This is a genomic window from Pseudomonas khorasanensis (genome assembly GCF_014268505.2).
Lineage (GTDB): Bacteria > Pseudomonadota > Gammaproteobacteria > Pseudomonadales > Pseudomonadaceae > Aquipseudomonas > Aquipseudomonas khorasanensis.
Map to the genome: position 1 here is coordinate 1 of NZ_JABWQP020000014.1, position 25,126 is coordinate 25,126.

General features: G+C 60.2%; 28 protein-coding genes and 1 pseudogene. 17 read left to right on the forward strand and 12 right to left on the reverse strand.

Translation table 11 applies throughout. The annotated features are described in order from the left end of the window. The first annotated feature begins 108 nt into the window (after positions 1-108). Both rhtA and HU727_RS21975 read left to right on the forward strand, forming a co-directional pair. Positions 109-996, forward strand: coding sequence for a threonine/homoserine exporter RhtA (rhtA, locus tag HU727_RS21970; protein ID WP_186533660.1), 888 nt, complete (start codon positions 109-111; stop codon positions 994-996). A 165-nt stretch (positions 997-1,161) separates the two neighbouring features. Further along, entirely contained in the window at positions 1,162-1,443 is a 282-nt protein-coding gene (locus tag HU727_RS21975; protein ID WP_186533661.1) for a hypothetical protein, read from the forward strand. On the opposite strand, the gene HU727_RS21980 is transcribed toward HU727_RS21975, so the two are convergent. Next, a complete protein-coding gene (locus HU727_RS21980; protein WP_217847142.1) occupies positions 1,444-2,013 on the reverse strand; it encodes a TetR/AcrR family transcriptional regulator in 570 nt (189 codons plus the stop codon). A gap of 89 nt (positions 2,014-2,102) precedes the next feature. On the opposite strand from HU727_RS21980, the gene HU727_RS21985 reads away from it, so the two are divergent. Together HU727_RS21985 and HU727_RS21990 are read left to right on the forward strand one after the other, a co-directional pair. Continuing rightward, positions 2,103-2,831 carry an SDR family oxidoreductase gene (locus tag HU727_RS21985; protein ID WP_186533663.1) on the forward strand — a complete coding sequence of 243 codons (729 nt, stop codon included), beginning with the start codon at positions 2,103-2,105 and terminating at the stop codon, positions 2,829-2,831. Between the two features lie 34 nt (positions 2,832-2,865). After that, positions 2,866-3,462, forward strand: coding sequence for a 2-hydroxychromene-2-carboxylate isomerase (locus tag HU727_RS21990; RefSeq protein ID WP_186533664.1), 597 nt, complete (start codon positions 2,866-2,868; stop codon positions 3,460-3,462). A 47-nt stretch (positions 3,463-3,509) separates the two neighbouring features. Here the strand turns inward: HU727_RS21990 and HU727_RS21995 are convergent, their stop codons facing one another. The 5 genes from HU727_RS21995 to HU727_RS22015 form a co-directional block, all read right to left on the reverse strand. Next, positions 3,510-5,318 (reverse strand): aminopeptidase P family protein, encoded by a 1,809-nt coding sequence (locus HU727_RS21995; protein WP_186533665.1) that lies wholly within the window; start codon positions 5,316-5,318, stop codon positions 3,510-3,512. Positions 5,319-5,372: 54 nt separating this feature from the next. Further along, positions 5,373-6,539 (reverse strand): aminotransferase class V-fold PLP-dependent enzyme, encoded by a 1,167-nt coding sequence (locus HU727_RS22000; RefSeq protein ID WP_186533666.1) that lies wholly within the window; start codon positions 6,537-6,539, stop codon positions 5,373-5,375. 205 nt (positions 6,540-6,744) lie between these two features. Continuing rightward, positions 6,745-7,359 (reverse strand): LysE family translocator, encoded by a 615-nt coding sequence (locus HU727_RS22005; protein ID WP_186533667.1) that lies wholly within the window; start codon positions 7,357-7,359, stop codon positions 6,745-6,747. A gap of 100 nt (positions 7,360-7,459) precedes the next feature. Further along, positions 7,460-7,729, reverse strand: coding sequence for a hypothetical protein (locus HU727_RS22010; RefSeq protein ID WP_186533668.1), 270 nt, complete (start codon positions 7,727-7,729; stop codon positions 7,460-7,462). A gap of 110 nt (positions 7,730-7,839) precedes the next feature. Continuing rightward, positions 7,840-8,193 (reverse strand): antibiotic biosynthesis monooxygenase, encoded by a 354-nt coding sequence (locus HU727_RS22015; protein ID WP_186533669.1) that lies wholly within the window; start codon positions 8,191-8,193, stop codon positions 7,840-7,842. Between the two features lie 93 nt (positions 8,194-8,286). Here HU727_RS22015 and soxR point away from each other — a divergent pair, with 93 nt between their 5' ends. From soxR to HU727_RS22065, 10 genes and pseudogenes are all read left to right on the forward strand, one after another. Beyond that, positions 8,287-8,742, forward strand: a complete 456-nt coding sequence (soxR, locus tag HU727_RS22020; RefSeq protein WP_186533670.1) for a redox-sensitive transcriptional activator SoxR — start codon at positions 8,287-8,289, stop codon at positions 8,740-8,742. Between the two features lie 108 nt (positions 8,743-8,850). Continuing rightward, positions 8,851-9,309, forward strand: a complete 459-nt coding sequence (locus HU727_RS22025) for a VOC family protein (RefSeq protein WP_186533671.1) — start codon at positions 8,851-8,853, stop codon at positions 9,307-9,309. A gap of 215 nt (positions 9,310-9,524) precedes the next feature. Next, positions 9,525-10,724, forward strand: a complete 1,200-nt coding sequence (locus HU727_RS22030) for a PepSY-associated TM helix domain-containing protein (protein ID WP_186533672.1) — start codon at positions 9,525-9,527, stop codon at positions 10,722-10,724. After that, complete coding sequence (locus HU727_RS22035; RefSeq protein ID WP_186533673.1) at positions 10,721-11,263, forward strand: PA2404 family protein; 543 nt, start codon at positions 10,721-10,723, stop codon at positions 11,261-11,263. The genes HU727_RS22030 and HU727_RS22035 overlap by 4 nt, the downstream gene beginning before the upstream one ends. Continuing rightward, the gene (locus tag HU727_RS22040; protein WP_186533674.1) at positions 11,260-11,601 is read left to right on the forward strand and encodes a hypothetical protein; all 342 of its coding nucleotides are present in this window, start codon (positions 11,260-11,262) and stop codon (positions 11,599-11,601) included. The genes HU727_RS22035 and HU727_RS22040 overlap by 4 nt, the downstream gene beginning before the upstream one ends. Then, positions 11,598-12,173 (forward strand): DUF6162 family protein, encoded by a 576-nt coding sequence (locus HU727_RS22045; protein WP_186533675.1) that lies wholly within the window; start codon positions 11,598-11,600, stop codon positions 12,171-12,173. The genes HU727_RS22040 and HU727_RS22045 overlap by 4 nt, the downstream gene beginning before the upstream one ends. A 35-nt stretch (positions 12,174-12,208) precedes the next feature. After that, positions 12,209-13,138: a metal ABC transporter substrate-binding protein gene (locus HU727_RS22050; RefSeq protein ID WP_186533676.1), complete on the forward strand. Its 930-nt coding sequence runs from the start codon at positions 12,209-12,211 to the stop codon at positions 13,136-13,138. Next, on the forward strand, positions 13,135-13,986 hold the full coding sequence (locus tag HU727_RS22055) for a metal ABC transporter ATP-binding protein (protein WP_186533677.1): 852 nt from the start codon (positions 13,135-13,137) through the stop codon (positions 13,984-13,986). Before HU727_RS22050 ends, HU727_RS22055 begins: the two co-directional genes overlap by 4 nt. Beyond that, a complete protein-coding gene (locus HU727_RS22060; protein WP_034155185.1) occupies positions 13,986-14,885 on the forward strand; it encodes a metal ABC transporter permease in 900 nt (299 codons plus the stop codon). The genes HU727_RS22055 and HU727_RS22060 overlap by 1 nt, the downstream gene beginning before the upstream one ends. Then, a pseudogene (locus HU727_RS22065) lies at positions 14,886-15,785 on the forward strand (metal ABC transporter substrate-binding protein); the annotation flags it as partial. It abuts the gene before it with no gap. A 182-nt stretch (positions 15,786-15,967) separates the two neighbouring features. Here the strand turns inward: HU727_RS22065 and HU727_RS22070 are convergent. The 5 genes from HU727_RS22070 to HU727_RS22090 form a co-directional block, all read right to left on the reverse strand. Beyond that, on the reverse strand, positions 15,968-16,192 hold the full coding sequence (locus HU727_RS22070; protein ID WP_186533678.1) for an MbtH family protein: 225 nt from the start codon (positions 16,190-16,192) through the stop codon (positions 15,968-15,970). Positions 16,193-16,276: 84 nt separating this feature from the next. Then, the gene (locus HU727_RS22075) at positions 16,277-17,689 is read right to left on the reverse strand and encodes an aspartate aminotransferase family protein (protein ID WP_186533679.1); all 1,413 of its coding nucleotides are present in this window, start codon (positions 17,687-17,689) and stop codon (positions 16,277-16,279) included. A gap of 142 nt (positions 17,690-17,831) precedes the next feature. After that, positions 17,832-18,317 carry a GNAT family N-acetyltransferase gene (locus tag HU727_RS22080; RefSeq protein ID WP_186533680.1) on the reverse strand — a complete coding sequence of 162 codons (486 nt, stop codon included), beginning with the start codon at positions 18,315-18,317 and terminating at the stop codon, positions 17,832-17,834. 224 nt (positions 18,318-18,541) lie between these two features. Further along, positions 18,542-19,864: an ATP-binding protein gene (locus HU727_RS22085; protein ID WP_186533681.1), complete on the reverse strand. Its 1,323-nt coding sequence runs from the start codon at positions 19,862-19,864 to the stop codon at positions 18,542-18,544. Continuing rightward, positions 19,864-20,544, reverse strand: a complete 681-nt coding sequence (locus HU727_RS22090; RefSeq protein ID WP_186533682.1) for a response regulator — start codon at positions 20,542-20,544, stop codon at positions 19,864-19,866. Before HU727_RS22090 ends, HU727_RS22085 begins: the two co-directional genes overlap by 1 nt. 155 nt (positions 20,545-20,699) lie before the next feature. Between HU727_RS22090 and dsbD the strand changes: the two genes are divergently transcribed. Genes dsbD through dsbG form a run of 3 tightly spaced genes read left to right on the forward strand, consistent with a single transcriptional unit; the run spans position 20,700 to position 24,060 of the window. Further along, the gene (gene dsbD, locus HU727_RS22095) at positions 20,700-22,433 is read left to right on the forward strand and encodes a protein-disulfide reductase DsbD (protein ID WP_186533683.1); all 1,734 of its coding nucleotides are present in this window, start codon (positions 20,700-20,702) and stop codon (positions 22,431-22,433) included. Then, a complete protein-coding gene (locus tag HU727_RS22100; RefSeq protein ID WP_186533684.1) occupies positions 22,433-23,314 on the forward strand; it encodes a TlpA disulfide reductase family protein in 882 nt (293 codons plus the stop codon). Before dsbD ends, HU727_RS22100 begins: the two co-directional genes overlap by 1 nt. Next, positions 23,290-24,060, forward strand: coding sequence for a thiol:disulfide interchange protein DsbG (dsbG, locus tag HU727_RS22105; protein WP_186533685.1), 771 nt, complete (start codon positions 23,290-23,292; stop codon positions 24,058-24,060). The genes HU727_RS22100 and dsbG overlap by 25 nt, the downstream gene beginning before the upstream one ends. A gap of 88 nt (positions 24,061-24,148) precedes the next feature. On the opposite strand, the gene HU727_RS22110 is transcribed toward dsbG, so the two are convergent. Beyond that, a complete protein-coding gene (locus HU727_RS22110) occupies positions 24,149-24,970 on the reverse strand; it encodes an alpha/beta fold hydrolase (RefSeq protein ID WP_186533686.1) in 822 nt (273 codons plus the stop codon). Positions 24,971-25,126: the final 156 nt, after the last annotated feature.

Consider the following 25,126-nt stretch of genomic DNA (forward strand, 5'->3'; position numbering starts at 1 on the left):
CTCAAAAAACGGAAATACCCTTCTATATATAGACGCCATCAAACCGAATGCGCAGTATATTGCCCAACTCACACCAACAGCCCGCTTTTGCCTTGGACGATGCCACGTATGAATGACCAGCCCCGCTCGCTTGCCTCCATGCTGTTTCCGGTTGGCCTGCTCTTGATCGCCATGGCGTCCATCCAGTCAGGTGCTTCTCTGGCCAAGAGCATGTTTCCAATTGTCGGAGCCCAAGGAACCACGACGCTGCGACTGCTATTCGCCAGCTTGATCATGTTGCTGCTGCTACGCCCCTGGCGTGCCCGGCTGACCGCGAAGTCCTTGCGTACCGTGATCGTCTACGGGATGGCATTGGGCGGCATGAACTTTCTCTTCTATATGTCACTGCGCACAGTACCGCTAGGTATAGCGGTTGCGCTCGAATTCACCGGTCCTTTGGCTGTGGCCATATACGCCTCTCGCCGAGCCATCGATTTTCTCTGGATCGCTCTCGCGGCAGCTGGCTTGCTTCTGCTGATACCCACCGGCGCGACCACCGCCGGTATTGATCTGGTTGGCGCAGGGTATGCTCTGGGCGCTGGGCTTTGCTGGGCGTTATACATTCTCTTCGGGCAAAAGGCCGGGGCGGACAACGGAGTCACGACTGCCGCTCTGGGCGTGATGATCGCAGCGCTGTTTGTTGCGCCGATCGGAATCGTTCACGCTGGCGCCGCGCTGCTCACACCCTCTTTAATTCCGATCGCGGTCGGTGTCGCCATTCTGTCGACTGCCCTGCCCTATACGTTGGAAATGGTAGCGCTCACCCGTTTGCCCGCGCGGACGTTCGGCACGTTGATGAGCATTGAACCGGCATTTGGTGCGCTATCAGGGCTGCTTTTTCTCCAGGAATACCTTTCCTTGTCACAATGGCTGGCCATCCTTTGCATTATTCTGGCGTCCGTTGGCGCGACCCTGACCATGGGACACGCCGCGCGACCAGTTGTGGCGGCGGACTGAAGCACAATTAAGACGGGTCTGGTAATCGGCGCTTATTTAGGCCATGTTTAGGCCCGTAACCCATCGCCAGGCATGGATTTTTTCGCAAAGGATGCATAACGCTACAAGCGTGGACGAATACAGGCAGACCCGAGCGGCAGACTTGCGGCGCTATTAAGGATGGTAATGAAACGAATGTTCCTATTGGTCGCCATACTGGCGATTGCAGGTTGCGCAGCGACCTCTGAAACCCAGGTCAAACGTGGCAAGAAGGGTCTGCACATCAATTGTTCCGGACTTTCATCTTCCTGGGACAAGTGCTACACCAGCGCCGCCAACTCATGCGCGCCCAAAGGTTACAAGGTGATTGCCAAATCCGGGGACTCTGTAGAAGAGCCTGGTGATTACCCGTTCGGCTTGAACCCGGCCGGTTATACCAGTCGCAGCATGATTGTCATCTGCAAGTAATCACTCGGTGCGAGGTGAACCGAGCTGTCGGACGATTTCCTCGTGACTCGCACGGAGCACCGTGCGCTGCATGTCCGGCGTCGCAAGCATCCGCGCGACCACCAAAGCACCGACGCACTGTGACAGTATCGCCCAGGCCAATGTATCGCTCTCCAGTATCTGGGCCCAGCTTTGTTGAAGCCGACAGATCCAGACTTCAGCCTGCTCACGCACGATCACATCAGAACGGGCGATCTCCGCCCCCAACGCGGGCAGTGCACAGCCGGATTCAGGCTGCTCGACATGCGCCATGCTCAAGTATTGCTTGAGACAGCGTTGCAGCCGTTCTCGATCCGCCCCCCCCTGCCCTCCCAGACGCTCCAGGCTCTGACTCAGCTCGCGCTCGACGATTGCTGCAAACAACGAATCTTTTGAAGAAAAGTGACTGTAGAACGCTGCGCCACTCAAACCGATGGCTTTCATCAGGCCATCCACCCCTACCGTGGAGAAACCCGATTTCTTCGCCGACAGCGAACTGCTTTGCAACAAACGCTCGCGGGTTTCCAGTTTATGTCCGGCTGAATAACGCATGTCTTCTCCGCAATGGCTCGCCTTGACGCTGCTTCGATCCTAGCATAACGTTCGTTAACTAAACGATCGTTAACCAAAAGGGTTCACCCATGAATAACAAGAAGGTCGTGCTGGTCGTTGGGGCTGGCGACGCCACAGGCGGCGCGATTGCCAAGCGTTTTGCCCGCGAGGGATTTACCGCCTGCGTGACTCGACGCAGTGCCGATAAACTGCAGCCATTGGTTGACGCAATAATCGGTGACGGTGGTGAGGCCCACGGTTTTGCCTGCGATGCGCGAAAAGAAGAAGACGTCATCGCGCTGATTGAAGACATCGAAACCCGCCTAGGCCCGATTGAAGCTTTCGTCTTCAACATTGGCGCCAACGTGCCGTGCAGCATTCTTGAGGAGACCGCGCGCAAATATTTCAAGATTTGGGAGATGGCCTGTTTCTCGGGTTTTCTCAATGCCCGCGAAGTGGCCAAGCGCATGGTGAAACGGCAACGCGGCACGATCCTGTTCACGGGTGCTACGGCCGGTTTGCGCGGTGCCTCAGGATTTGCAGCGTTTGCCGGGGCCAAACACGGCATTCGCGCACTGGCTCAAAGCATGGCAAGGGAATTGGGGCCTTTGAATATTCACGTCGCCCATGTTGTGGTTGATGGGGCGATTGATACTGACTTCATTCGTAACAGCTTTCCCGAAAAGTATGCAACCAAGGACCAGGACGGCATTCTCAACCCTGAACACATCGCCGAAAACTACTGGTATCTGCACAGTCAGCCCCGGGATGCCTGGACTTTCGAGCTGGACCTTCGTCCCTGGAATGAACGCTGGTAAGCCTTCCCTAAAACAATAAAAGAGCATCCAGATAATGACAAAAACCGTAGAATTTTATTTCGACCTGGGCAGCCCTGCCACGTATCTGGCCTACACCCAGCTACCGAAGATTTGCGCTGAAACCCAGAGCGAACTGACCTACATACCAATGTTGTTGGGCGGGGTTTTCAAAGCCACCGGCAATGCATCGCCGGCTATGATCCCGGCGAAAGGGCGTTATATGTTTCAGGATTTGGACCGCTTCGCCAAACGTTACGGCGTCCCGCTCAGAATCAATCCTCACTTCCCGATCAACACATTGATGTTGATGCGTGCCGTGACCGGTATTCAGCTGCATCAACCACAACGCTTCCACGACTTCATCGATTGCCTGTTCAAAGCGCTTTGGGTGGAGGGTCGCAATCTCAATGAACCGGCGGCCGTAGCGGCGGTACTGACCGAACATGGCTACGACCCGCAGGAAATACTGGCGCTGACAAACGATGAGTCAGTCAAAGCCGCGCTGAAGGAAAACACCGAAACCGCCATCAGACGCGGCGTCTTCGGAGCCCCAAGCATGTTCATCGGCAACCAGTTGTTCTTCGGTCAGGATCGACTCGACTTCGTTGCAGAGGCGTTGCGCCAAAGCTGAAGCCAAACCCCAAGACACCGTAAGCAGTGCCTTGGGGACACAATTGGCTAGAGGGCGACAGTACGCTCGTTCAGCCAGTCCAGCGCTGCGCCGTCAAGCAACGGGCTCAGCCGCTCACGCACCTCGGCGTGATAAACGTTGAGCCACTGCTTTTCTTCCTGCGTCAGCAATTCCGCAATCAGGCAACGGGTATCGATCGGGCACAGCGTCAGGGTTTCGAACTTGAGGAACTCGCCAAATTCGCTGCTGCCGGCCTCGCGATTCATCGCCAGGTTTTCGATGCGCACCCCCCAACGGCCCGGGCGATAAGTGCCGGGTTCGATTGAAGTGATCATCCCCGGTTGCATCGCGGTCTGCGGCGTCGCCGCGGCCTGATAGGCAATCACTTGCGGACCTTCGTGAACATTAAGGAAATAGCCTACGCCATGGCCGGTACCGTGACCGTAGTCCACGTTTTCAGCCCAGATCGGAGCTCGGGCGATGGCATCGAGAAGCGGCGACAGAATGCCTTTTGGGAAGTGTGCCCGCGACAAGGCGATCACCCCTTTCAACACGCGCGTGCAATCACGCTTCTGCTCTTGCGTTGGCGTGCCGACCGGGACCATGCGCGTGATGTCGGTCGTACCGCCAAGGTACTGACCGCCGGAGTCGATGAGCAACAGACCATCGCCCTCGATCACTGCGTGTTCTTCTTCAGTGGCGTGATAATGCGGCATTGCGCCGTTGGCGTTGAATGCAGCGATCGTGTTGAAACTCAGCGAAACGTAGTCGGGACGGCGCTCGCGGGCTGCGGTGAGTTTTTCGTCAATGGTCAGTTCTGTAATCCGCTCGCGGCCCCAGGCTGATTCCAGCCAGGCAAAAAATTCGCACAGCGCCGCGCCGTCCTGCTCCATCGCTTTGCGGATGTGCTGAGCGTCAGCCTCGCTTTTCTGCGACTTGGCGAGCGTGGTCGGGTTCAGGCCTTCGACCAGTTTTACACTGCTGTCGAGGTGATCCAGCAAACCGGCTGTCACTCGCGCCGGATCGACCAGCAGGCTCGCGCCATTTGGAACAGAACGCAGCGCAGCGGCCACTTCGCTGTAGTCACGCAGTGTCACGCCATCCTGTTCCAGCACGGCGCGCAACTCGGCATCCACCTTGCTCAGCGCGACGAATAGCGTGGCTTGCTGCTGATTGATCAAGGCAAACGAAACAAACACCGGGTTGAACGAAACATCGCCGCCACGCAGGTTGAACAGCCAGGCGATGTCATCCAGGGTGGCGATGAAATGCCAATCGGCGCCACGCTCGCTCAAGGTTTCGCGCAGTTTGGCGAGTTTTTCACCACGGCTGACCGTCGCCTGCGGTGGAAGATGCTGATAGATCGGAGCGTTGGGCAGGCTCGGACGATCGCTCCAGACTTCCTGCAACAGATCGATGTCGGTGCGCAGGCGAGCGCCGCGCGCTTCGAGCTTGCTGCTCAACGTGCGCGCCGAAGCCACGGCCATCACCGCGCCATCGACCGCGACCACCCCGCCTTCCGGGGTTTGTTCGGCCAGCCAGTCCAGCGGGCCCGGCTGTCCCGGTTGCAGCTTGACCAGTTCGATGCCGCTGCCGCTCAGCTCTTTGGTCGCCTGTTCCCAGTAACGACTGTCGGCCCATACACCGGCGAAATCAGCGGTAACGATCAGCGTGCCAACCGAACCATGGAAGCCCGACAACCATTGCCGGCCTTGCCAGTAACCCGGCAGGTATTCCGACAAATGCGGATCGGCAGAAGGCACCAGCAGCGCGTGAATGTCTTCACGGCGCATCAGTTCACGGGTCTGCGCCAGGCGCTGTGGCACCGATCCTTCGGTCAAGGTGTTGGAACTCATCATGTCTCCTGCTAATCACGTCATCATTATTGTTCGTAGCCGCCAAAGCGGCGGTTAAAGCCCTGTTGCCCAGAATGCCGGGGCACTGGCACAGGCGGTCCTGATCAGTTCGGCAGCCTTGTCGACATCGTCAACGGTGGTAAACCGCCCGAGGCTCAAGCGGATGGTGCGCCCGGCCAGCTGCGCGTCATGCCCCAGCGCCAGCAGCACGTGGGATGGCGTATTACTCGCGGAGTTACAGGCCGAGGTCGCAGAAAACGCGATCGACTGGCTCAACGCCGCGCTGTTGAATTCGCCCTCGCTGAAAGTCAGGCTCAAGGTGTGCGGAATGCGTTGCGACGCGCTGCCATTGAGACGTACGCCCGGCAGACTCAGCAGTTGCTCAAGCAGACGCTCACGCAAGGCGACGATGGTTTTCTTCTCTTCATCGAATGCGGCGGCCGCCACGGCGAATGCCGCACCCATGCCGGCAATCTGATGTGTCGCCAGGGTCCCTGAGCGCAAGCCACCTTCGTGACCGCCGCCGTGAATCTGCGCCTGCACCCGTTGCTGCGCCTGCGGGCCGACATAGAGAGCACCGACGCCTTTGGGACCGTAGAGTTTGTGCGCGGAAAACGACATCAGATCCACCGGCCATCGACTCAGATCAATCGCAACTTTGCCGGCGCCTTGTGCCGCATCGACATGAAACAGCGCCTCACGGCTGCGCACAACTTCACCAATCGCCTCGACATCATTGACCGTGCCCAACTCGTTGTTGACCAGCATCAGCGATACCAGAAACGTGTCGTCACGCATGGCTTCACTGACCGCTTGCGGCGTGATCAAGCCTTCGGCATCCGGTACCAGATACGTGACCGCGATACCCGAATCCTGCAATTGCCGGGCGGTGTCGAGAATGGCTTTGTGTTCGATCTGGCTGGTAATGATGTGGCCGCCAGAAAAGCCACGCGCCTGGGCGACGCCTTTGAGGGCGAGGTTGTTGGACTCGGTAGCACCGGAGGTCCAGACGATTTGATCAGGCCGGGCACCGACCAGATCGGCGACTTGCCGGCGCGCCTGCTCGACCGTTTGCCGGGCCTGCTGGCCGTAAGCGTGGGAGCTGGAAGCCGGATTGCCGAAGTTACCGTAAAACCCAAGACACTCGATCATCACCTGGATGACCCGCTCGTCCACCGGGGTGGTGGCGGCATAATCGAAATACAACGGACGTGTGTTCATAAAAGGACTCGCAGAGCGTGTTCCGGGATCAGGAGGCTCGTGTCTGCAAACGCAACTGCACAGCCTCGTGAGCTGTGCATGGGTTCGAGAGCGTCATCAATACCTGATCGGATGCCGTTAAAGAAGTAGGCTTCATTTAAAAGTGCGTAGGAACGCTCCTGAAACCGAGCTTAACAGGCATCGGGCCGGCGGTTGAAGCAATGCGTCAGTTAAAGCTTTCGAGAAGTAACGGGTACAGCGACATCACCAGCAACGCGGCCATGCCCCAGTTGAACACACGCAACCAGCGCGGATCCTTGAGCACATTGCGCAACAGCGTACCGCACGCTGCCCAGACGCCGACGCTCGGAAGATTGATGATGGCAAACACAGCGGCAATCACCAGGACATTGGTGAAATAACCCTGCATCGGCGTGTACGTACTGATGGCGCCGATGGCCATGATCCACGCTTTGGGATTGACCCACTGGAACGCCGCGGCGCCCAGATAGCTGATCGGCTTAGCCTCGCCGTGTGCGCTGTCGCCGACGGGGCCGGAGTGAGCGATCTTCCAGGCCAGATACAGCAGATACGCCGCGCCGACATAGCGCAGCACCGTATAGAGAATCGGATAAGCCTGGAACACCGCGCCCAGACCGAAGCCTACCGCCACTACCAGGACGAAGAAGCCGCAGGTAATGCCGAGCATGTGCGGGATGGTACGGTTGAAGCCGAAATTCACCCCCGATGCCAGCAACATGGTGTTGTTGGGCCCCGGCGTAATCGAGGTAACAAGGGCAAACAGGGCAAAGCCCAACAGCAGATCAAGCGAGAGGTTCATCGAGTCGGTCCATCAGGGTCAGTCAGGTGTTGACCCTATCCCACGCCGCTCGGCAAACCCACGGACAGTTAGGGAAAACTTCAAGCAGTACAGTTTGCTTTCAGCTTGGACGACCGTGCAGCTGTACGGCACGCTCGGCGCTCATCTCGCCCTGTTGGTCGAAGCCGAAACTCTTCTGCGGCTGGCCAAGCAATTGGGCTTTTTTCGCATGGTATTCGTCGAACGACAGGCCGCTGCGGTTCAACGCTTCCAGCGCCAGTTCGCGGGATTCTTCTGCGGTGTAAGGGCGCAACTCCGGCGAAACATGGCTGGCACAGCCGGCAAGTACGAAAACAGCGAGCATCAGAGAAACAGTCAGTAAACGATTCATGGGAGCGTCCTGGCGAGCAATGTGGGGTCGATGGAGAAAGGCTACGCCCGGGCACGCTCGCGCAGAAATCAACGCTCTCAATAGTGGCTATCGGATTTGCGCTAATACGCCTAAACCGCCAGGCGGCAGTGCAACGCGTCGTCGTGACTGCGGGCAATGCTGCTGTGGACCTGGAACGAATTGAAGGTCACGGTTTTCGCTCGATGGGCGCGGATCAATTGCCAGAAGTCCAGTTCGCCGCTTTCGAAACTGCGAAACGCCGCCTCCCCCGCCTCCCGGGTTTGCCATTGCAGCAAGCTCAACACGCGGCGGCCGTCGTCGCTGGCCTGCACGCTGGCGCTGAGAAAACCGTCGTAGCGTTGGGCCAGGCGCTCGGTCTGCACCGCCAATGCCGAGACCAGCGCCGGCTGCTCACGGGGTTCGATTTCGAATTCGATCAATTGGGTAAAGCTGCGATTGCTCATGGAAAGCCCCCACTTATCTTGAAGCGAGCCTTGCGACCCGAAGAGCTGCAGGGTAAAACCTCTAGTTAAGTCAAGGTCAAGAGCATTTTCAGCATGATCAGCAAAGACAAGGTGCACAAACCGCTCACCGTGGGAGAAGTCGCTGCGCGCAGTGGCGTGGCGGTCACGGCCCTGCACTTTTATGAATCCAAAGGCCTGATCAAGAGTGAACGCAATGCGGGCAATCAGCGCCGCTATCCACGCGCCGTGCTGCGCCGGGTGGCCCTGATCAAAGTCGCTCAGCGGCTGGGCATACCGCTGGCCGAGATCGGCGAGGCGCTGAAAATCCTCCCTCAGGACCGCGCACCGTCGGCGGCGGACTGGAAAGTTCTGTCTGAACAATGGCGGCGCGAACTCGATGAGCGGATCAATCAGCTGGCGCTTCTACGCGATCAGCTCACCGGTTGCATTGGCTGTGGCTGCCTGTCGATGGAGGCCTGTCCATTGCGAAACAAGGGCGACGTGCTGGGAGAACAGGGACCGGGCCCGCACTTTCCGCTGGAAAAATAAGCGCTGCTCGTCGGGGGAAAATCTGCGCTGCAGGGACGGTTCTATAGTGATTGCTCCGGACAAATCCGGTGAAGCCACATTCATTAGAACAAAATCAGGGAGACTGCCATGAGCGTCAAACCCATTCCCGAGGGGTATCACAGCATTACCCCATACCTGGGCATCGACAAGGCCGCCGAGGCCATCGAATTCTATAAAAAAGCTTTCAATGCCAGTGAAGTCATGCGCCTGACCATGCCCGACGGCGGTATCGGCCACGCCGAATTGCGCATCGGCGACAGCGCGATCATGCTCGGCACGCCTTGCGATCAAGGGCCGCTGCGCAATCCGCAACAGGCAGTCTCCATCGGGTTGCACTTGTATGTAACCAATGTCGACGAGGCCTTTGAACAGGCGCTGGTTGCCGGCGCGGAAATCGTCTCGGAGGTCAAGGACCAGTTTTATGGTGATCGCAGCGGGACGCTGAGAGATCCCTTCGGACATCTGTGGTTTCTGGCCACGCATAAAGAAGACCTGACCGAAGAGCAAATCCGCCAGCGGGCAATGGAGATGTTCAGCGAGGGTTGAAGACTTCGTTGCGTGCCTGACCGCAAGGAAGCGCAACGCTGATGCAACTGCGAAACATTTGCTTTCATATCCGCTTTCGGGATTTTCCTCTCTCATACGTCTTATAGGAATGCAGGCCGTTCGCGTAGGCAAAAGCCACGAGCGGCCTCCCGGGGATCCCCGTGCTGCGAAGCCCGTAGCCCGGCACCCTTCCACCGAAATCAAGACGCGCAATCATGTCCAAGAAATCCCGCTCCAAACTATGGTTCCTGGTGCATAGCTGGCTGGCGTTACCGATCTGGTTCTTCGTGCTGATCGTCTGTGTCACCGGCACGCTGGCAGTGGTCAGCCAGGAAATCGTCTGGCTGGCCAACCCGCAAATGCGCGCCAGTCAGCCGTCGGACGATGCACCGCGGCTGAGCTACGACCAGATTCTGGCCGCGATCAAAAAAGCCGAACCGCAGACGCTGGTCGAAAGCATCAGTCGCCCTGACGAGTCGCACTTTGCCCTCGACGTCGAAGTCAGCTACCCCGACGGGCGCTCGCTGACGGTGTATGTCAATCCATACACCGGCGTCATCCAGGGCACCGCGCCTGCCTTTGATTTCAAGGCCTTCACCCGCGCCCTGCACGGCTGGTGGCTGGTGCCGTTCACCAATGGCTACAGCTGGGGCTGGTATCTGGTCTCACTGCTCGGCGTGCCGATGCTCGTTTCGCTGATAACCGGGCTGGTGGTCTACAAGCGATTCTGGAAAGGCTTTTTGCGGCCGACCTTGCGCGTGCGCCATGGCGCACGGATCTTCTGGGGCGATTTCCATCGACTCTGCGGCATCTGGTCGATCTGGTTCATTGCGGTGATATCCATCACCGGCATCTGGTTCCTGATCAAGGCGATCCTGTTCGATAACCAGATTTCCATTTCCAGCGAGCCGATCATTCCGGCGATGTCCCGCGAAAGCGTGCCGATCTCCGCAGCCGGTACCCCGCCGCCGCGCATCAGCCTGGACCGCGCCATCGAAATCGCCCAACAGAAAATTCCGGGGCTGGAAGCCAGCTCCGTCAATATGCCGGGCAATGCCTATTCCCACATGAGCGTCAGCGGCCGTGGCTGGTATCCGCTGATGTACCAGAGCGCGACACTCAACCCGTACAACGGCGAAATGGCCTCCTCACGGTTGCTTTCCGACCGCTCATCGCTCGAGTTCGTCACCGAGTCCATGCGTCCGCTGCACACCGGCGACTTCGGCGGTCTCTGGATCAAGTTGATCTGGTTCTTCTTCGGTCTGTTGTTGAGCATGATGATCCTCAGCGGTCTGCTGATCTGGACCAAGCGCACCGCCCTGGCTACCGTCAATGCGCTGAAACGCGAGGAAAGGAAAACCCGCGTTATCGCACAACCGGCAACGCGCCGCGAAACTTCGGAGGCCAGCCTGTGAACAAAGCCATCTCGATAACGCCGCCGTCTCGCCTGTCGCGTTTCTGGCACAAGTGGCGGTTCCACATCAATGTCTTGCTGCTGCTGATTCCGCTGGGTTTCATGCCCAAATACTTCGCCGATGCCTCGCTGTTTCGAGGCGACAGTGGTTTGGGCCAACGTGAAATAGGCACCGTTCAAGTCGGCCCGTGGAGCCTGCGCCTGGCCGAACTGCGCGAAGAAGCGCCAAGCCTGAGTGGTCCGGCCGGTTACATGAAGGATTTCACCGCCGCCCTCTGTGATGCCTGCGTCGAACCGGTCAAGGCCACTTACTTGCGCATCGGCAAACCGCGTAGCCTGCGCGCCGCCGGCACCATCTTCTTCGGCACCCCTTACCGCATGGGGACGCAGATGCCCATCCCGGAAAAGACCAAACCCGACGCCGAGCTGTGGATCACCATGGAAGGCTGGGACGGCAGCATGCATCAGGCCTCGATCCCCCTGAGCCAGGCCTCTCCCGCCACCGTTGCGTGGCTGAACAAACAAGGAGCCAAACCATGACTCGCTCGCCACTCCACTCCCGCTTGCTCGCCAGCGCCGCACTGCTGGTGCTGAGCGCAGGTTTCAGTGCCAGCGCCCTGGCGCATAACCCCATGTGCGAATGCAAGGCCATCGACGCCGAACAGATCCAATGCACCGGAGGTTTCTCCGACGGCAGCGGCGCGCCAGGGGTGACCCTCGACGTGATCGGCTACGACGAAACCATTCTGGTACCGGGCAAACTGGGCGCCGACTCGACGCTGACCTTCAAGAAGCCTGGCAGTGAGTTCTATGTCCTGTTCGACGCAGGTCCCGGCCACGTTGTGGAAATCGACCAGGCGGATATCCAAGCCCCATGAGTACACCAACGACTCAAGTGGTGCGCCCGGCCGGTGCCGGCCATGAAACCCTCAATGTGCTGCTGTTGTGCCTGTTGATTCTCGCGGTCGCCGGTTCGGTGGTGGCGTGGCGTGGGGTTTCCCATGAACCGGAACCCGTCGCCAGCAACCAGTACGATGCCCGCCGCGACCTCAGCGCCGCCGAGCAAGGCATCTACGCCGACCTGCGGGTGACGCTGGACGAAATCCGTTTGCTGCGCGAAGAACAAAACACCCTGCCGACCCCACAGGCGCTGGCCGAGGAAGGCTTTGCGCCGTTCGCTCAGGATGCCAGTTCGGTCAGCCGTGGCGGTCATGCGTGGCAGATGTTCGCCGACAGCGCCTATTTTGGCCGCAGCGCCGCGCCTGATGTGGCCGGTTCGTTCCTGATGCGCATCGGCGCCGATGCCAGTGCTGCGCCGGACATCTGGCTGAACCGCGGCGCCGACCTCATGCCTGGTCTGGACCTGTCCGATGCCGCGCTGTCCGCTGCTGGCTGGAAACAGATCGTCGCGCAATTCGATGCCGGGGTCACCCGCGAACATCGCCATTGATTCCTCGCCCTCATTCGAGAGAAGACTGCTTGCCCATGTCCATTTCATCCCCTCGCCGTCCATTGTTACGCGTACTTCTGCTTGGCCTGTGCGCCTGCCTGCTGAGCCCGCTCGCCAGCGCCGAGCAAGGCAAACGCCTGCGCATCGGCATCACCCTGCATCCGTATTACAGCTATGTCGCGAACATCGTTGGCGACAAGGCCGAAGTGGTGCCGCTGATTCCCGCCGGCTTCAACCCGCATGCCTACGAGCCACGGGCTGAAGACATCAAGCGTATCAGCGGGCTGGACGTCATCGTGCTCAACGGCGTCGGCCATGACGACTTCGCCGATCGCATGATTGCGGCCAGCGAAACGCCCAATGTCAAAACCATTGAAGCCAACGAAAACGTGCCGTTGCTGGCCGCCACGGGTGTCGCTGCACGCGGTGCAGGCAAAGTGGTCAACCCGCATACGTTCCTGTCGATCAGCGCCTCGATCGCTCAGGTCAACAACATCGCCCGTGAACTGGGCAAGCTCGACCCCGACAACGCCAAGGCCTATACCCAGAACGCCCGCGCCTATGGCAAACGCCTGAGACAAATGCGCGCCGACGCCCTGGCCAAACTGACCCAGGCGCCGAACGCCGAATTGCGTGTCGCCACGGTTCACGCGGCTTACGACTATCTGTTGCGCGAATTCGGCCTGGAAGTAACGGCGGTGGTCGAGCCTGCCCACGGCATCGAGCCGAGCCCTAGCCAGTTGAAAAAGACCATCGATCAGTTGCGCGAACTCGACGTCAAAGTCATTTTCTCGGAAATGGACTTTCCTTCCAGCTACGTCGACACCATTCAGCGAGAATCGGGCGTGAAGCTGTATCCGCTTTCGCATATTTCCTACGGCGAATACACCGCCGACAAGTACGAAAAGGAAATGACCGGCAACCTCAACACCGTCGTCCGGGCGATTCAGGAGTCGGGGGCATGACATCGAAAGAAAACCTCGTCGCCGATAGCACCGACCTCCCTGTGGGAGCGAGCCTGCTCGCGAAGGCTTCGGAGCTGTCAATAACTTCAGTGGATGAAAAATCGTCTTCGCGAGCAGGCTCGCTCCCACAATGGGTTGCCGGGCCGAAGCTGCACTTCGCTGATATCAGCCTGACGCTCGGCCGCACAACGATTCTCGACAAGGTCACTTTCCAGGTACAGCCCGGCAGTGTTCACGCTCTGGTCGGCCCCAACGGCGGCGGGAAGAGTTCGTTGATCAAGACCCTGCTCGGGCAAATGCCCCACCAGGGCCGGCTCAGCCTGGAATGGCCCGGCGAGCCCGGCACGATCGGCTACGTCCCCCAAGCACTGGAATTCGATCGGGGTTTGCCCATGACTGTCGATGACTTCATGGCCGCCATGTGTCAGCGCCGCCCGGCCTTCCTGGGCTTGAGCAAACACTACGCCGGCGCCATCGGTGATGCGCTGGAGCGAGTCGGTATGCAGGACAAGCGCAAGCGCCGCATGGGCGCGTTGTCCGGCGGCGAACGCCAGCGTGTCCTGCTCGCGCAGGGGCTGATCCCGGCACCGCAATTGCTGGTGCTCGACGAGCCGATGTCGGCCCTTGATGAAGCCGGGATTCAGGTGTTCGAACGCCTGCTCACTGACTGGCGCGAGGCGGGTATCACAGTGTTGTGGATCGAGCATGATCTGGAAGCGGTCGGGCGGCTGGCCGATCGGGTCACCGGCCTCAACCGCCGCGTGCTGTTCGATGCCACACCGCAAGAGGCGCTGACCCCGGAACGCCTGCTGACCCTGTTTTCGACCCATCCACGGAGCGCTGTCTGATGAGCTACGAAGCCTTTCGTTTGATGGTTCAGGGCTGGGCGTCTTCCGGTTATCTGCCGGAAGCGCTGGCCTACGGTTTTGTGGTCAACGCCTTGCTCGCCGGTCTGCTGATCGGTCCGGTGCTTGGCGGGCTCGGTACATTGGTCGTGGTCAAGCGCTTTGCGTTTTTCTCCGAAGCGGTGGGTCACGCGGCGCTGACTGGTGTGGCGATCGGCATACTGCTCGGCGAACCCTATACCGGGCCCTATGGCAGCCTGTTCGGCTACTGCCTGCTGTTCGGCATCCTGCTTAATTACCTGCGTAACCGCACCGGTCTGGCTCCGGACACGCTGATCGGGGTCTTCCTCTCGGTGTCGCTGGCACTGGGCGCGAGTCTGCTGCTGATTCTGGCCGGCAAGATCAACGTGCACATTCTGGAAAATGTGTTGTTCGGTTCGGTGCTGACCGTCAACGGCAATGATCTGGCGGTCTTGGCCATCGTCGGTTCGCTGGTCATGGCCCTCGCGTTGCCACTGTACAACCGCATCATGCTTGCCAGTTTCAATCCTCAGTTGGCGGCGGTGCGGGGCGTGGCGGTCAAGACGCTGGATTACTTGTTCGTGATTCTGGTGACGCTGATCACCGTGGCGGCGGTGAAAGTGATCGGTGCGATTCTGGTCGGCGCCCTGCTGGTGATTCCGGCCGCTGCGGCACGCTTGCTCAGCCAGTCGCTGAAAGGCTTTTTCTGGTGCTCGGTGCTGATCGCGACCGTCAGCACTTTGTGCGGAATTCTGGCGCCTATCGTGTTTGACCTGCCGATCCCGTCCGGCGCGGCGATCATTCTGGTCTCCGGCATCGCATTCGCCCTTGCCGCCATTGCGCGCGGCGTCGTCCCCAGCCTGAAAGGGAACCTTGGATAAATGGCTTTTTCATTGCGTAACCTGACTCTGGCCATCGCGCTGTGCGGCGTGGTCTGCACACCTTTAATGGCCGCTGAAGGCGCCCAGCCCCTGCGCGTGCTGGCGTCCTTGCCGATCACCTACGGCCTGGGCGAAGCGCTGCTCAAAGGCACCGACGTCAACCTGGAACGCGCCGCGCCAGCCAACCTCCCGGGGAGCCGTCAGACCGCGTATTTCACCGGTCGCGGTGCGCAGGCGTTGAGCAAGCTGGCCACCGACGCGGACGCCGTGATCGGCGTGCGCTCGCTATGGGCCGACGATCCGCTGTATCCGATCGCTCGTCGCAGCAACATTCGCATCGTCGAAGTTGACGCCGCCCGTCCGGTCGACGGCGCTCTGCCGGGGATTGCCGTACAACCCGGACCTCAAGTCGACGGCCTGAACAGTCAGCCATGGCTGGCGAGCAACAATATGGGGCGCATGGCGGATGTGATGGCAGCGGACCTGGTGCGTCTGGCACCCGGCGCCAAACCGACAATCGAAGCCAACCTGGCGGCGCTGAAACAGCGCCTGCTGAAACTCAGCGCCGACACTGAGGCACGTCTGGCCGAGGCCGACAATCTGAGTGTGATGAGTCTGAGCGATCACTTCGGCTATCTGATCGGCAGCCTCAACCTCGAACTGATCGGGCAGGATGCGCGCCCTGATGCCGAGTGGACGCCAGAAGCGCTGAAAAAGCTGACAGCGACGCTCAAGGACGATGACGTCGCAGTCGTGCTGCATCATCGTCAGCCAGCGGAGCCGGTGAAAGCGGCGATTGCCGAGTCCGGCAGCCGGCTGGTGGTACTAAGCACCGATGCGGCGGATCCGGTGACGGAGCTGGAAGGCAATGTGGATTTGTTGCTCAAGGGGCTGGTGGGGCGTAGTTTCAGGCAAGACCGCGTTATCGTTCTTCGCGAGCAGGCTCGCCCCCACATTTGGCAATGCGTTCCCTGTGGGAGCGAGCCTGCTCGCGAAGAGGCCTGACCTGACGTCACCTGTTTCCAGGCATGAAAAAACCCGCTGCCCCTCACCGGTCCAGCGGGTTTCTTTTGCCCGGTCGCTTATTGCGCCGCGACCTGCCCGTCCATCTTCTGACGCAGGCTCAGCGGGCGCATGTCGGTCCAGACTTCTTCGATGTAAGCCAGGCATTCCTTTTTCAGGCCACTCTTGCCCACGGTGCGCCAGCCTTCTGGCACGGCCTTGTAATCGGGCCAGATCGAGTATTGCTCTTCGTGGTTGACCACGACCTGAAAGAGGATGTCCTCGCGGTCGAATACTGACGTCATGCTGGTTCTCCATCGATGTAATGGTCGGCTGCACAACGCATGCAGCCGGGATATGTAGAAAGAACGTACGCGGCGCGAAAAAATTTACAGCGCGGCGGTGGCAGCGGCCAACGCGCGACCGAAGATTTCGGCAACCCGATCGATTTCGGCGGCAGTGATCACCAGCGGCGGCAGGAAGCGCACCACGGCGCCATGGCGACCACCGAGTTCCAGAATCAGGCCGCGCTTGAGGCATTCACGTTGCACCAGCGGTGCCAGGCGGGCGAATGCTGGCGGATGCCCGAGCGCATCGAGTGCGCCGTTCGGGTCGACCAGTTCGACGCCGAGCATCAAGCCACGGCCCCGAATATCACCCAATTGCGGAAAGTCGCGCTGCAGGATATGCAGGTGTTCACTCAGGCGTTCGCCCATGGCAGCGGCGTGTTCACAGACCTTGTGCTCGACCAGATAACGCATCACCGCCGACCCTGCGGCCATGGCCATCTGATTGCCACGGAACGTACCGGCATGAGCGCCCGGTTGCCAGGTGTCGAGCCAGTCGCGATAAACCACCACGGCCAAAGGCAGGCTGCCGCCAATCGCTTTGGACAGCACCACCACATCCGGAACGATGCCCGCGTGTTCGAAGGCGAACATCTTGCCGGTACGGGCGAAACCGCTCTGGATCTCATCGACGATCAGCGCTACACCAGCCTTTTCGGTGATCTGGCGCAAACCACGCAGCCACTCGATATCGGCCGGAATCACGCCACCCTCGCCCTGCACTGCCTCGACGATCACCGCCGCCGGCAATTGCACGCCGGCTTCGGGATCGTTGAGCAGGTTGTCCAGATAACTCAGGTTGGCTTTGACACCGGCTGCGCCGCCGAGGCCGAACGGGCAACGGTAGTCGTACGGAAATGGCATGAACTGCACGCCATTGCTGAGCAAGGCGCCCAGCGGTTTTTTCGGTCCCAGGCTGCCCATCAGGCTCAATGCACCCTGGCTCATGCCGTGATAACCGCCGGAGAATGACAGCACCGTACTGCGTCCGGTGGCGGTGCGCACCAGTTTCAGCGCCGCTTCCACGGCGTCGGTGCCGGTCGGGCCGCAGAACTGGATTTTCGCTTGCGTGGCCAGCTCTGCCGGCAGCAGGCCGAACAGATCCTGCACGAATTGGTCCTTGACCGGCGTGGTGAGGTCGAGGGTATGCAGTGGCAACTCATCGGCCAGCACCTGCTGGATCGCCTCGATCACCACCGGATGGTTGTGCCCCAGCGCCAGCGTACCGGCACCGGCAAGGCAGTCGATAAACGAGCGCCCCTCAACGTCTTCGACATACAAGCCCCTCGCGCGCTTGAGCGCCAGCGGGATGCGTCGCGGATAGCTGCGCGCATTGGATTCCTGCCGACTCTGACGCGCCAGCAACGGTGACTCGTTGAATTCGTATAAGGTTTCCGCCGGCGCCGGGGCGACACGCGCCGACGGTTCTTCGATAAGGCTGGTGGCGACTGACATCTCTCGACCCCTCAATTCGCTATGGATAGTGACCAAAACAGCACCCGAACAGATGCGCGTTCCGGTCGCGGGGCGCACTTGCAGGTTTTCCTGTTCTGGAAACGCTTCAGCGCGGCGAGGATTTACACCCTTGATCGACTTGTCAGGCCGGTTGCGGCAAGGGCTTGTGCATCGGCAAGGTCTGCAGGCCCCTGGAGACCAGCGGCGGCGCTGCTTGTCGATAGCCAAAATGCCGATAGAACGCCTCGGCGGTGCCGGTGCTGTTGAGATGAACATGTTGCACGCCGCGAACCCGCAACCAACCCTCAAGATTGTGCATCAGTGCCCGGCCAGCGCCTCGCCGGAAGGATTCCGGCTGGACGTGACACAGTGAGATTCGGCCATTGATCTCGGCCATGCCGACACCGACCGGTTTGTCTTCAAGCAATGCGATACAGAGATAGCACCTGGGGTTGGCGAGCAGGCTGCTGATGAAATCGACGGTGGACTGGCTGATCCAGTCGTTGACGAGGCGCGCATCGTTGCGATGGTCGAGTGCGCAACCAATACGAATCGAGCGTTCGATAATGCGATTGATGATCCCCGTGTCGGCCAGGGTGGCCGAACGTATGCAGACGGATGCTTCCATGGCGCAGTTCCCTCAATCCATTGAGTCAAAGCTGGTTTGAACCTTAGCCCCAACACTGGTTGATAGCGAACGCCGAGAAGTTACATTTGATGTGCCAGACATCGAATTCTGCAGGAGCCGCCGGAGGCTGCGATCTTTTGATCTTGAACTGGCAAACAGGATCAAAAGATCGTCCGATCGCGGCCCGAGCCTTCGGCAGCTCCTGCATGAGACTTGCGATGAAGTCAGAGGTGCTGCAGCGGCAGGGTCAGCTCGACCCGCAGACCATCCGGGCGGCTGACGAAATGCAGGGCGCAGTCACAACGCTGGACGATCGCCTGAACGATCGCCAGGCCCAGTCCGCAACCGGTGCTCTGGCCGTTGCGCCAGAAGCGCTGCGTCAGATATTGCAGATCCTCCGGCGCAATGCCCGGGCCGTGGTCGCGTACGACAAAACGCACGCGGTTGCCAATGGTCTCCAGGGTGACCTCGACGGCACAGTCTTCAGGCGTGTGGCGCAAGGCGTTGTCGAGCAGATTACGTAGCGCGGCAATTGCCAGCACGGCAGGCATATGCAGCGGTGAGGGGGGCAGATCATCGGGCACGTGCAGTTTGATCCGCAGCCGCTCACCGCCCGTTGCGTCCTGGATCGCCAGCCTGGCCACTTGTTCGGCGCTGCATTGCGAGCCGTCATCGAAGGACAGACTGCCCTCGACCCGCGCCAGCAACAACAATTGCTCAAGGGTGCGATGCAGGCGATCGGCGCCCTCCTCGGCCCGGGCCAGCGATTGATCGCGAGCGCTGCCGTCCGTCATGCGCGCCACTTGCAGGTGAGTCTTGATCGCCGTTAGCGGACTGCGCAGTTCGTGTGCGGCGTCACCGGTCAGGCGACGTTCACGTTCAATGGTCTTGCCGATGCGATGGAACAATTGGTTCTGTGTTTCCAGCAACGGCTTCAATTCGCTGGGAAATGCTCGCAACTGCAACGGTTCGAGCGAATCGGCATTGCGCCGCATCAGCGCTTCACGCAAGCGGTTGAGCGGTGCCAATCCCTGGCCGATGCCCAGCCACAACAGGCACAGGCAACCCAGCAAAGCCACGCCGACCGGCACCGAAGCCGCGAGCAGAATCGACATGTTCAGGGCTTCGCGTTCGATCTGGCGATCCGCTGTGGTGATGCGCACATCGCCGCGCGCCAGGGTAAAACTGCGCCACGGCGCGCCGTCGATCATCTGATCGTGGAAGCCCATCTTCTCGGCTTCCAGCGCTTGTTCGGGGTTGTTGTGGCTGCGAGCGAGAATTTCCCCGCGCAGCGAACTGACCTGACAAGCCATGCCGCCGGGAATGTTCAATTGTTCGGCACTGAAATGAGTGCCCTCGCCCTTGCTCGGCAGCGTCGGCAATTGCTCCAGCAACCCGGCGACCATGCGCGCCGAGGCGACCAGACGCTGGTCAAGGGAGAACATCATCTGATTACGCAGATCGCTGAGCATCCACGCCGCCGCCAGCGCCCAGATCAGCGCAAACGCGGCGCCGAGCGTCAGACTCAGGCGCAGTCGCAGACTCATCACTTGCCGTGTTCTCCACCATCGGCAGGACCGAGGCGATAGCCCAGCCCCCGCACGGTTTCGACGATACCTTTGCCCAGTTTGCTGCGCAGGTGATGGATATGCACATTCAGCGCGTTGCTTTCCAGCTCGTCGTTAAAGCCGTAGACGCTGTCTTTCAATTGTTCGGTGGACAGCACCCGGCCGCGATTGTGCAGCAATGCCTGCAACAGCGATTGCTCGCGGCGCGACAAATCGATCGGTTGACCGGCCAGCCGGGTTTCACGGCTGCTCGGGTCGTAGGTCAGCGCGCCATGTTCGATCAAATTGACGCTGCGCCCGGCCACTCGACGCAGCAAGGTTTGCAGGCGAGCGAACAGTTCGCGCAGGTCGAAAGGCTTGAGCAGGTAATCGTCGGCGCCTGCCTGCAAGCCATCGACTCGGTCGGTCACCGAATCGCGGGCGGTCAGGATCAGCACCGGAATCTCCAGGCCGCTCTGACGCAATTGCTGCAGCAACTTGAGGCCATCTTCGTCGGGCAGGCCGAGATCAAGCACCATCACGTCGAATTCGGCGACTTTGAGCATCGCCCGCGCTTTCGATGCCGTGTTGACGTGCTCGACGGTCAGGCCCTGAGCCGTGAGGCCGGCCACGATGCCGCTGGCAATCAGCTCGTCGTCTTCGCAAACCAGTACGTGCATGGTCAATCCCACAGGAAAAAAGCGGATTAGGCAGTTGGCCGATTAAGCTGACATTATGGCGCCGAACGTCACTGCGACAAGGGCATGGCGGTTAATCATCGGTTAATCGCCGCCGCCCATTGTGCACCTCACTTGCACAGGGACAAGACTTCTCCATGCGTCATTTTTTTCTTTTGTTTGCACTGCTGATCTCGGGCCTCGCCCAAGCGGGAAATAATCCCTTTGAGTCCAAACCGGACTTTTTGCCGGTCGACAAAGCATTCGTGCTCACGTCCGAGCGTCTTGACTCGGGTGAGACCCAGCTGTTCTGGCAGATCACCGACGGTTATTACCTGTATCAAAAACCTCTGAAATTCGACGGACTGGCTGCCGATCAGCACCCCGTGTTGCCTGAAGGCGAATCCCATAGCGATGAGTTCTTCGGTGAGCAACCGGTGTATCGTCAAGGCCTGGAGCTGAAAATCCCGGCCTCGGCCAGTGGTCAGATCAAGGTCAGTTATCAGGGCTGCGCCGATGCTGGCCTGTGCTACCCGCCGCAGACCCGGGTGATTGATCTGGGTGGCAAAGCGACAGCGACCATTGGCGGCGAAGCCCCGGATGAAGCCTTGGCCAGCAGCCTGCAACAAAGGGCGCTGGGCTGGAGCCTGTTGGTGTTCTTCGGTCTGGGCCTGCTATTGGCGTTTACCCCGTGCTCCCTGCCCATGCTGCCGATTCTGGCCGGCATGATTGTCGGCAGCGGCGCCACCCCACGGCGCGGCTTTGCCTTGGCCAGTAGCTACGTAGTCTGTATGGCGCTGGTCTATGCGGCGATGGGCGTTATCGCCGCGCTGCTCGGTGCGAACCTGCAGGCGTGGTTGCAGAACCCATGGCTGCTCGGCGCGTTTGCGGCTGTTTTCGTGGTGTTGGCGTTACCCATGTTCGGTTTCTTCGAGCTGCAACTGCCGGTGGCCCTGCGTGATCGTCTTGAAAACGCTTCGCGCAGCCGCAGCGGCGGCAGCCTGATCGGCGCCGGAGTGCTGGGCGCGTTATCCGGTCTGTTGGTCGGGCCGTGCATGACCGCACCACTGGCCGGCGCGCTGCTGTACATCGCTCAAAGCGGTAACGCCTTGCACGGTGGCCTGATTCTGTTTGCGCTGGGCATCGGCATCGGTGTGCCGTTGTTGCTGCTCGTCACCGTGGGTAATCGCTTCCTGCCGAAACCCGGCGCGTGGATGAATCTGCTCAAAGGCGTGTTCGGCTTCCTGTTTCTCGCCACGGCATTATTGATGCTGCGCCCGGTATTGGACCCGTCTTTGTGGCTCGGCCTGTGTGGCGCGCTGCTGTTGATCGCGGCTTACAGCGCCTGGAAACAATCCGAAGGTTTTGGCCGCGTCGCACAGTTGTTTGGCGCCCTGTCCCTGTTGCTCGGTTTGTGGGGCAGCCTGCTGGTGATCGGTGCGGCCGGCGGCAGCGATGACCCGTATCAGCCGCTGCAGATTTACACTGCTGGTCGTGTCGCCAGCGCAGCGCCAGGCGGCCATGACGCCTTCACAACGATTCAGGAGCCAGCAGCGCTGCAACGCGAACTCGACGCGGCCAGGGCTCAGGGCCAGTGGGTGCTGCTCGATTACTACGCCGACTGGTGCGTAGCGTGCAAAGTCATGGAAAAAAAGGTGTTCGGCAAGGACAACGTCATGCAGGCATTGAGTGACGTACGCCTGTTGCGCCTGGATGTAACCGCCGACAATGCCGCCAGCCGCGAACTGCTCAGCCGCTACAAAGTGCCGGGGCCGCCGACTTTCATCTGGATCGGTGCTGATGGCGAAGAACGCCGCAGCCAGCGCATTACCGGCGAGGTTGATGCCGACACCTTCCTGCAACGCTGGTCCGCCACCCGAGACGCCAACTGATGCTGACGTTCACTCTCGGCACCTTTGCCATCGCCCTTAACCATTTGCTGCTGATCAGTGCCTTGGCGCTGGCGACGTTTGTCGGCTGGCGGGTGGCAAAGCGCGGCGGCGATAACCCCGAGTCAGCACTGTTCAGCCTGTTTCTGCTGGGCATGCTCGCGGCGCGCATTGCATTTGTCGCGCTGTACTGGTCGCACTATCGCACTGACCCGTGGCAGATCATTGATCTGCGCGACGGCGGTTTTCTCGCCTGGCCGGGCGTGATTGTGTTGCTGTTGGCCGCGCTGTTTCGCGGCTGGCGTCGTCCCGGTTTGCGTCGCCCGTTGGGTTTCGGCGTCGCCAGTGGTGTAGCGTTCTGGCTGCTCGCCACCCTGTCGCTGAATATCTACGAACAGGGCACGCGCCTTCCGGATATTTCCCTACGCAATGCTGCCGGCGAAACCATCAAACTCAGTGATTATCAGGGCGGCCCGTTGGTGATCAACCTGTGGGCGACCTGGTGCCCACCGTGCCGGCGGGAAATGCCGGTGCTGGAAAACGCGCAGCAACAACGCCCGGACCTGACCTTTCTGTTCGTCAATCAGGCTGAAAGCATGCAAAGCGTGGCGACGTATCTGGAAACCCAGGGCCTTAGCCTCAACAACGTGTTGTTCGACCGCAGTGGCCGACTGGGTCAGGCCGTGGGTTCCATGGCACTGCCGACTACGCTGTTCTATAGCCCGGACGGACGCTTGCTGACCAGTCACCTCGGTGAACTGTCGAACGCCAGCCTCGCCCGCGCCCTGGAAGCCTTCGATACTTCGCCCTCAAGCCCGAATCAGGCCGTTACACCGGCCAACTCTGCAAGGAAACTGCCATGCCCCGCCTCCGCCACCTGCTGACGCTGACCCTGGGCACTGCCCTGCTGCACTTGCCGTCGGTGCAGGCTGCTGAAGATTTGCCCGCTGCGATCAAAAAGATTGAAGCCAAGGGCGCAAAAATCGTCGGCCAGTTCGACGCCCCCGATGGCCTGCGCGGTTACGCCGCGCAATACCAGAACCGCGGCATGGCGCTGTACCTGACCCCGGATGGCAAACACGTCCTGGTGGGCAATCTGTACGACGCCGACGGCAAGGACCTGAGCAGCGAACCGCTGCAAAAACTGGTCTACGCGCCGATGTCCAAGGAAGTCTGGGCCAAGTTTGAGGCGAGCAACTGGATTCAGGACGGTAACAAGGACGCGCCGCGTACCGTGTACCTGTTCAGCGACCCGAATTGCCCGTACTGCAACATGTTCTGGGAACAGGCGCGGCCATGGGTCAAGGCCGGCAAGGTGCAGTTGCGCCACATCATGGTCGGCATCATTCGCGAGGACAGCCCGGGTAAATCGGCGGCACTGCTCGCGGCGAAGGATCCGGCCAAGGCTTTGGAAGATCACGAAAAGGCCGGCAAGGGCAGCGCGCTCAAGGCCCTGAAAGACATTCCGGTGGCCGTGCAAACCAAACTCGCGGCGAACATGCAACTGATGGAAGACCTGGAATTGCAGGCCACCCCAGCGATTTTCTACATGGACGACAAGGGCGAGTTGCAACAGCAGCAAGGCGCGCCTTCACCGGACAAGCTGGTGAAGATTCTCGGGCCTAAATAAGCAAGATCAAAAGATCGCAGCGTGCCGCAGCTCCTACAAGAAACGCATATCCCTGTAGGAGCTGCGGCACGCTGCGATTTTTTTGTCATCAGCGCCGCGAATTACCTTCGGCCAAAAACTTCAGCAACGCGTCATTCACAAATTGCGGATTCTCCAGATTGGAGATATGCCCTGCCTCCGGCACCAGCACACACGGACAGCCAATCAATTCAGCCATTTCCCGGGCCTCGGCCGGTGGTCGTGGTTTGTCCTGATCACCGCACAGCACTAGCGTCGTCGCTGCGTTGAGCTCGCCCAAGCGTGGCAACAGATCGTCTCGACCAAACGTGATTCGCCCCATCGGCACGATGCTTTCGCGCAGGCGCTCAGGCGAGTAGCCCTTCAGCTTCGCGCGAAAATCCTGATACAGCGCCGACTGCGGATCGATCCCCGGGCGGAAGAAGATCGGCACGACGATGTCGAGCAGTTGCTCGGAGATTTCGCCCATGTCTTCGATCTGTTTGAACAGCGAGAAGTAGTACTGCTTCGTAGGTTCCGGCTCGACGCCGACATAGGTGTCCATCAGCACCAGACCGTTGAGACGCTCGGGGGCGGCCAAGGCCAGACGCGCTCCCCACATGCCGCCAACTGACAGCCCGACCAACGTAGCGCGGTCGATGTCCAGGTGATCGAGCAAGGCCTGTGCCTGACGGGCGATGTCATCCAGCGATGTTGTGCCTTCGGGCAACTTCCCTGATTGGCCGTGTCCCCACACATCCAGGGCAATCACGCGATAGTGCGGCGTCAGCGCCGCGATTTGCGGCGCCCACATCGCCTGGTCCCACAGATAACTGCCGGCCAGCAACACGGCAGGGCCGGTGCCTTGATCCAGGTAATGCAGCGCTTGTCCGTCAACTGTAAAAAAAGGCATCGACCACCCCCGCGACAAAAAAGAGAACCGGCAGACTGAGCTGCCGGTTGGTGATCGTCAAGGATGGAAATGTACGGCAATGTACAGACGCCATTCGCGAGCAGGCTCGCTCCCACAGGGGTTCTGTGAACACCACAGATCCGGTGTGGGAGCGAG

Excerpts from the sequence above, each read along its gene's own strand:
- HU727_RS21985 (WP_186533663.1), top strand. The coding sequence starts at position 2,103 with ATGAATAACAAGAAGGTCGTGCTGGTCGTTGGGGCTGGCGACGCCACA.
- HU727_RS22060 (WP_034155185.1), top strand. The coding sequence starts at position 13,986 with ATGAGCTACGAAGCCTTTCGTTTGATGGTTCAGGGCTGGGCGTCTTCC.
- HU727_RS22090 (WP_186533682.1), bottom strand. The coding sequence starts at position 20,544 with ATGCACGTACTGGTTTGCGAAGACGACGAGCTGATTGCCAGCGGCATC.
- HU727_RS22110 (WP_186533686.1), bottom strand. The coding sequence starts at position 24,970 with ATGCCTTTTTTTACAGTTGACGGACAAGCGCTGCATTACCTGGATCAA.
- HU727_RS22045 (WP_186533675.1), top strand. The coding sequence starts at position 11,598 with ATGAGTACACCAACGACTCAAGTGGTGCGCCCGGCCGGTGCCGGCCAT.
- HU727_RS22100 (WP_186533684.1), top strand. The coding sequence starts at position 22,433 with ATGCTGACGTTCACTCTCGGCACCTTTGCCATCGCCCTTAACCATTTG.
- HU727_RS22030 (WP_186533672.1), top strand. The coding sequence starts at position 9,525 with ATGTCCAAGAAATCCCGCTCCAAACTATGGTTCCTGGTGCATAGCTGG.
- HU727_RS22040 (WP_186533674.1), top strand. The coding sequence starts at position 11,260 with ATGACTCGCTCGCCACTCCACTCCCGCTTGCTCGCCAGCGCCGCACTG.
- HU727_RS22000 (WP_186533666.1), bottom strand. The coding sequence starts at position 6,539 with ATGAACACACGTCCGTTGTATTTCGATTATGCCGCCACCACCCCGGTG.
- HU727_RS22050 (WP_186533676.1), top strand. The coding sequence starts at position 12,209 with ATGTCCATTTCATCCCCTCGCCGTCCATTGTTACGCGTACTTCTGCTT.
- soxR (WP_186533670.1), top strand. The coding sequence starts at position 8,287 with ATGATCAGCAAAGACAAGGTGCACAAACCGCTCACCGTGGGAGAAGTC.
- dsbG (WP_186533685.1), top strand. The coding sequence starts at position 23,290 with ATGCCCCGCCTCCGCCACCTGCTGACGCTGACCCTGGGCACTGCCCTG.
- HU727_RS21995 (WP_186533665.1), bottom strand. The coding sequence starts at position 5,318 with ATGAGTTCCAACACCTTGACCGAAGGATCGGTGCCACAGCGCCTGGCG.
- HU727_RS22075 (WP_186533679.1), bottom strand. The coding sequence starts at position 17,689 with ATGTCAGTCGCCACCAGCCTTATCGAAGAACCGTCGGCGCGTGTCGCC.
- HU727_RS22070 (WP_186533678.1), bottom strand. The coding sequence starts at position 16,192 with ATGACGTCAGTATTCGACCGCGAGGACATCCTCTTTCAGGTCGTGGTC.
- HU727_RS22005 (WP_186533667.1), bottom strand. The coding sequence starts at position 7,359 with ATGAACCTCTCGCTTGATCTGCTGTTGGGCTTTGCCCTGTTTGCCCTT.
- HU727_RS22015 (WP_186533669.1), bottom strand. The coding sequence starts at position 8,193 with ATGAGCAATCGCAGCTTTACCCAATTGATCGAATTCGAAATCGAACCC.
- HU727_RS21980 (WP_217847142.1), bottom strand. The coding sequence starts at position 2,013 with ATGCGTTATTCAGCCGGACATAAACTGGAAACCCGCGAGCGTTTGTTG.
- HU727_RS22025 (WP_186533671.1), top strand. The coding sequence starts at position 8,851 with ATGAGCGTCAAACCCATTCCCGAGGGGTATCACAGCATTACCCCATAC.
- HU727_RS22010 (WP_186533668.1), bottom strand. The coding sequence starts at position 7,729 with ATGAATCGTTTACTGACTGTTTCTCTGATGCTCGCTGTTTTCGTACTT.
- HU727_RS21975 (WP_186533661.1), top strand. The coding sequence starts at position 1,162 with ATGAAACGAATGTTCCTATTGGTCGCCATACTGGCGATTGCAGGTTGC.
- HU727_RS22085 (WP_186533681.1), bottom strand. The coding sequence starts at position 19,864 with ATGAGTCTGCGACTGCGCCTGAGTCTGACGCTCGGCGCCGCGTTTGCG.
- rhtA (WP_186533660.1), top strand. The coding sequence starts at position 109 with ATGAATGACCAGCCCCGCTCGCTTGCCTCCATGCTGTTTCCGGTTGGC.
- HU727_RS21990 (WP_186533664.1), top strand. The coding sequence starts at position 2,866 with ATGACAAAAACCGTAGAATTTTATTTCGACCTGGGCAGCCCTGCCACG.
- HU727_RS22080 (WP_186533680.1), bottom strand. The coding sequence starts at position 18,317 with ATGGAAGCATCCGTCTGCATACGTTCGGCCACCCTGGCCGACACGGGG.
- dsbD (WP_186533683.1), top strand. The coding sequence starts at position 20,700 with ATGCGTCATTTTTTTCTTTTGTTTGCACTGCTGATCTCGGGCCTCGCC.
- HU727_RS22055 (WP_186533677.1), top strand. The coding sequence starts at position 13,135 with ATGACATCGAAAGAAAACCTCGTCGCCGATAGCACCGACCTCCCTGTG.